The sequence below is a fragment of the Pedobacter sp. genome (genome assembly GCF_035566355.1).
GTDB lineage: Bacteria > Bacteroidota > Bacteroidia > Sphingobacteriales > Sphingobacteriaceae > Pedobacter.
On record NZ_DATMRL010000227.1, the window covers coordinates 1 to 2612 of the forward strand.

General features: G+C 43.6%; 4 protein-coding genes. 1 reads left to right on the top strand and 3 read right to left on the bottom strand.

Annotated elements, in window-relative coordinates; genetic code table 11:
• On the top strand, positions 1 to 1304 hold a 1304-nt coding region (locus VNZ46_RS08655; protein WP_325559698.1), incomplete at its 5' end, for a glycoside hydrolase family 92 protein.
• 70 nt (positions 1305 to 1374) lie between these two features.
• On the opposite strand, the gene VNZ46_RS08660 is transcribed toward VNZ46_RS08655, so the two are convergent.
• The 3 genes from VNZ46_RS08660 to VNZ46_RS08670 all read right to left on the bottom strand — a co-directional run.
• Entirely contained in the window at positions 1375 to 1578 is a 204-nt protein-coding gene (locus VNZ46_RS08660) for a hypothetical protein (protein ID WP_133783350.1), read from the bottom strand.
• 65 nt (positions 1579 to 1643) lie between these two features.
• Entirely contained in the window at positions 1644 to 2033 is a 390-nt protein-coding gene (locus VNZ46_RS08665; protein ID WP_325559699.1) for a DUF779 domain-containing protein, read from the bottom strand.
• Positions 2034 to 2096: 63 nt separating this feature from the next.
• Positions 2097 to 2612: aldehyde dehydrogenase family protein (locus VNZ46_RS08670; RefSeq protein ID WP_325559700.1), on the bottom strand; the 516-nt coding region annotated here is incomplete at its 5' end.

Here is a 2612-nt window from a genome sequence, read left to right on the forward strand (position 1 = left end):
ATGGTCAGCCTTATTATTTCAGCCCTTATGATGGAAAGGTACACCCTGGTTATATGTTTACCGATACAGGATTCTGGGATACGTTCCGCGCCCAATTCCCTTTGAACACGTTAATTCATCCAACAATGCAGGGGCGATACATGAAGGCATTACTGGAGGCTTACGAACAATGTGGGTGGTTGCCTTCCTGGTCATTTCCCAGCGAAGCTGGAAGTATGATTGGCAATCACGCCATCTCTTTGCTGGCCGATGCCTGGGCTAAAGGAATTCATACTTTCGATCCGGAACTGGCTTTAAAGGCATATTTGCATGAGGCGACCCATAAAGGACCCTGGGGTCCGGCTAATGGAAGAGATGGCTGGAAAGAGTATTATCAATTGGGCTATGTGCCTTATCCGCAATATAGAGAAGCAACGGCAAAAACACTCGAGTATGCATACGATGATTTTTGCGGATATACGCTGGCCAGGATGACGGGTAAAGACTTTTATGCTGATGTATTTTCCCGCCAGATGTATAACTACAAAAATGTGTACGATGCTTCAACAAGGTTTATGAGGGGCAGGGACAATACTGGAAAATGGAAATCAGATTTTGATCCTGTAGAATGGGGAGGCCCTTATACAGAAGGGAATGCCTGGCACTGGCAATGGTCGGTTTTTCATGATATACAAGGATTGGTCAATTTAATGGGAGGGAAACAGAATTTTGTAGCCAAACTGGATTCTGTGTTCTCTGAACCCAACCGGGTAAATGTAGGCAGTTATGGTGGTATGATCCATGAGATGACTGAAATGGTGATGGCTAATATGGGGCAGTATGCGCATGGTAACCAGCCTATACAGCATATGCCTTACCTGTATAATTATGCGGGTGAGCCCTGGAAAGCACAGTATCATGCCAGGGATATTATGTATAAACTCTATAATTCAACGGAAAATGGTTATCCTGGTGATGAGGATCAGGGACAGACTTCTTCCTGGTATGTGCTCAGCGCTCTGGGTTTTTACAGCGTAACTCCAGGTACAGATGAATATGTACTGGGTAGTCCGATGTTTAAAAAGATCACCATTAAGCTGGAGAATGGAAAAACGTTTGTTATCGATGCTGCTGCCAACAGTAAAGAAAACGTCTACATTAAATCTGCTGCTTTAAATGGCAAGAGTTATACCCGAAATTTTATTAAGCATGGGGATCTGCTGCAGGGTGGTGTGTTGAAGCTGGAAATGAGCAGTCAGCCGGAGAAAACGCGTGGCCTGAATAAGGAAGATCTGCCGTTTTCGTTGACCCAAAAGAACGACTAATTGTAATGCAATAAGTATGGTGGTGAGGGGGCGTATCCCTCACCGCTCTGTTCACTGGAAACTTTAACGGTTAAACGGAATGATGTCTTAATTCCTCCAGGTAAGCAAGGCCGGCTGGGGTAAGATTGGCAGAGTGCTGAACAGCTCCTTTGTGAATTTCGACATAACCAAGTTGCTCAAGTTCATCGTATTTTTCGTGCATTCCGCCTAAAATAGAGGAACTAACTTGCTGGTCAATGATTTCTAAGAGGTCTTTGATTTCTTGCTTTTCCATAGCTTTGAATTGTTTAGTTAATTCAAAAACAGTTGGATAAGGAATTTGTTTTGGAGGTGTTGGAATTACAGAATCAAGTCTCCATCTGCTGTGTGCACAGGTTCCAGGTCTTTGAGCTCTTCTTCTGTAAATAGCCTGGAGTGGATCAGAAATCCTTTATCCAGGGTAGATTCCAGGGAAAAACTGGCTGCTCTGCCTTCCATCACATCGAGGGTAAGTTGTGTATGTTTCCAATAGGCAAACTGATCTCCGGCCATATAAAATTTACAGCCTTCTATTTCTCCCAGGCATACATCATTAGAGCCTACGAGAAAACCGCCTTTTTCAAAACAATGTGGGTAAGATCCTTCACAACAGCCGCCACTTTGATGGAACATCAAATCACCATATTCTTCCTGAAGCGTATGGATGACGGCCGCGGCCGTTGTTGTCACTAAAACTCTTTTGGTACTCATGGGGATTTGATTATTGGGTAAAAAAGGCACCTCATTATTTGAGGCACCTTTCGAATCATAAACCTAGAAAAAACCTAATTTCTTTTTGTCATAAGAGATCAGCATATTTTTAACATGTCTGTAGTGATCGAGCATCATCTTATGGTTTTCACGGCCAAAGCCAGATTTTTTATATCCTCCAAATGGTGCATGTGCAGGATAAGCATGATATTGGTTTACCCAAACACGGCCTGCTTCTATAGCGCGGGGCACCTGGTAAATCTCGTGGGCGTCTCTTGTCCATACCCCGGCTCCAAGGCCATACAGGGTGTCATTTGCGATTTCTATTGCTTCCTCTACAGTTTTAAATGTGGTTACGCAAACCACTGGTCCAAAAATCTCTTCTTGAAAGATCCGCATTTTGTTGTGGCCTTTAAATATAGTTGGTTCAATATAATAGCCGGTTTCCAGTTCTCCGGGCAGGTGGTTAATTTCTCCGCCGGTCAAAATTTCGGCACCCTCCTCTTTACCTATTTTTAAGTAGGATAATATTTTTTGGTACTGCTCATTGGAAGTCTGGGCCCCCATCATACTGGACTT

Bases quoted from the DNA above. Each gene is read 5' to 3' on its own strand.
- VNZ46_RS08665 (WP_325559699.1), bottom strand. From the start codon at position 2,033: ATGAGTACCAAAAGAGTTTTAGTGACAACAACGGCCGCGGCCGTCATC.
- VNZ46_RS08660 (WP_133783350.1), bottom strand. From the start codon at position 1,578: ATGGAAAAGCAAGAAATCAAAGACCTCTTAGAAATCATTGACCAGCAA.